Origin of the sequence: Lapillicoccus sp., assembly GCF_025353065.1 — a bacterium.
GTDB lineage: Bacteria > Actinomycetota > Actinomycetes > Actinomycetales > Dermatophilaceae > Lapillicoccus.
In genome coordinates this window covers 1-2,747 of sequence record NZ_JANXRJ010000321.1, presented here as the reverse complement: position 1 = coordinate 2,747, position 2,747 = coordinate 1, and the positions used below count along the sequence as shown (strand labels likewise).

The window sequence follows — 2,747 nt, the reverse complement described above, 5'->3', positions numbered from 1 at the left end:
TGGGCAGCGGGAGGTTGGGCGGGGGGTGGCTGGGCAGCGGGTAGCTGGGCGGTCGGGCGGCGGGAGGTTGGGCGGCGGGCGGTTGGGCGGCGGGCGGGGATGCTGGTGGCGCCGGGGGCCGGCTCGTCGTGATGGTGATGTCGGACGCGGCCGAGCCCACGACGGCCTGTTGAACCGCGTCGGACAGGTTTCCCCACGAGGCCAGGAGCGCCCCGCGGATTGCCGGCCCGAGGATGAGCAGCGCTTTGGCGAAGAAGCCGAGCGTGACCAGACGCTCCCCGAGGCGGGTGCTGACTGTCGCCGAGGCGCAAGCGATCCTGGATGGGTGTGAGCACCTGCGTGACCGGTTCTTGTTCTCGCTGCTGCTGGACACCGGTGTGCGGATCGGTGAGGCGCTCGGGTTGCGGCACGAGGATCTGGACATTGCGCAGCCACGGGTGGCTGTCATCGCCCGGGACAACGACAACCGGGCCCGCGCCAAGGGTGGCCGGTCCAGGTTCATCCCGGCCAGTGGGCAGCTGATCCGGCTGTACGCCGACTACCTCGCTCAGGAGTTCGGGGCGCTGGACTCGGATTATGTGTTCGTCAACTTGTGGGGACGCCCGCACGGGCACCCACTGACTTACCCGGCGGTCTATGACCTGGTCCGGCGGGTGCGTCGGCGGACCGGTGTCGCGTTCAGCCCGCACTGGTTCCGGCACACCTACGCCACCTGGCTGTTGCGCCGAGGTGCGGGGATGGAGTCGGTGAAGGCGCTGCTGGGGCATGCCTCGATCACGACCACGATTGACACCTACGGCCACCTGACCGTCGAAGACGCCCGTGCGACGTTGGAGGCGGCGGGCTGGTTCACCGGGAACGAGGTACGCCTGTGAGCGTCCGCGCCGACCGCGTCACGCCACCAAGGCCGGGCCTGGTGGAGAAGCTGGTCGGCGTCGTACGTGCCGAGTTCCGCGTTGAGGTTTACGTCCCCGATCCCAATCATCCGGTGCTGGGCCGCGGCGTCTGCTGCGTCGCGCGTTGCGACCGCTCGCCGAGCGGGAACCGGCTGTGCTCAGCTCACCAAAGACGGTGGGTCGGTCGCGGACGACCCGAACTCGCTGATTTCCTCGCTGATCCGGGCTTGCCGCTGAACGGGCGACGAGACCTGACCGGATGCACCGTGCCCGGCTGCCGGTACGGAAGCAGCGGCCTGGGGTTGTGTATGCGGCACCGCAGCGCGTGGGCCGCCAGCGGGCACCCCGACCCGCAGGCTTGGGCCGCTACCGCGCAGGCAGCCGATCCGGCGGGTCGGAAGCCCTGCGGGCTGCCGTTCTGCTCGTTGTGGATCGAACACGAGAAGAACCGATTCTGTAAGGCACACCAGACCCGGTGGCGGATGCAGGGGAGGCCTGACGTCGAGGCGTTCGTCGGGCGATGTCTGCTCACCGGGCGTGACCGCATCGACTACTCCAGGCTGCCGCCACTGCTGAAGCTGGAGCTGCAGTACGCGGTCCAGCGCCGGGCCGATCAGGGCCGGATCACGCTGTCGGCACCGATCGTGAACTGGGCGATCCGGCTGGCCCAACAGACGCGGGTGGCCTCGCTACTGGACCTGACGGCCGCGCAGTGGGCCGACCGGGCCGGGCCGAAGACGAACAGCTACCCGGCGTTCCTGGCGTTCGCCCGCGACGTCGTGGAGATGCTCCACGAGGGCACCGGCTGGGAGGTGGAGTACCCGAAGGACATCTGGCAGCTGGAACGGCTGCCTGGCCTGACCACCAACGCGGGCCAGCCGAACCCACGGAACCGGCTGCGGTTCGACCGGATCGCCCAGGATTGGCTGCGCGTCCTGGTCAAGCGCTGGTCACGGCTACGGCTGAGCTCGGGGTTGGCGGTCGGCACCGTAGTCAACGACGTTACGGCGCTGACGCGCTTCAGCACCTTCCTGGCCGAGGCCCTCCCCGAGATGGACACGCTCGCCGGTCTCGATCGGGCAGTGCTCGAGCGCTACCTGGCCTGGCTGGCCACCTGCGGGCTCGGCCCCGGCGCCAGGGAAGACGCCGTCACCGGCGTGAGCACGTTCTTGCAGGCTGTCCGCCAGCACGACTGGGACCCCAGCCTGCCGACCACCGCGGTGTTCTTCACCGGCGACCTGCCACCTCGCCCTGCCAGGGTCAGCCGACGCCTCGCCGAGCACGTCATGGCCCAGGTCGAAGCCCCCGCGAACCTGGACCGTTGGCCAACCCCCGAGGGACGGCTGGTCACCATCATCCTGATCCAGGGCGGCCTGCGCGCTACCGACGCGTGCACGCTGGGCTTCGACTGCCTGGTCCACGACGGTACCGGCGCGCCCTACCTGCGCTACGTCTACCACAAGATGCGCCGGGAGGCCGCCGTGCCCATCGACCCCGACCTCGAGGTACAGATCCGAGCCCAGCAGCAGCGTGTCTCCCAACGGTGGCCCGGGCAGCACCCGCACCTGTTCCCGCAGTTGACGGGCAACGTCGGCGGCCACCGCGCGCTCAGCTACTACAGCTACCGCGGCATGCTCAACGCCTGGCTCACCCTGTGCGATATCTGCGACGAGCACGGCGAGCCGGTCCACCTGACTCCACACCAGTGGCGCCACACCTTCGCCTGCCGGTTGATCAACCAGGACGTCCCCCAAGAGGTCGTCCGGGTCCTGCTCGATCACGAATCCACCGAGATGACAGCGCATTACGCCCGGATCACCGACCAGACCGTCCGACGACGGTGGGAACAGG

2 protein-coding genes are annotated in these 2,747 nt (G+C 69.5%); both read left to right on the top strand.

Going from position 1 to position 2,747, the window contains the following annotated elements; translation table 11 throughout:
- Window positions 1–287: 287 nt before the first annotated feature.
- Entirely contained in the window at window positions 288–875 is a 588-nt protein-coding gene (locus tag Q0R63_RS23485; protein ID WP_295702647.1) for a tyrosine-type recombinase/integrase, read from the top strand.
- On the top strand, window positions 872–2,747 hold a 1,876-nt coding region (locus Q0R63_RS23480; protein ID WP_295702645.1), incomplete at its 3' end, for a tyrosine-type recombinase/integrase. The genes Q0R63_RS23485 and Q0R63_RS23480, both read left to right, overlap by 4 nt.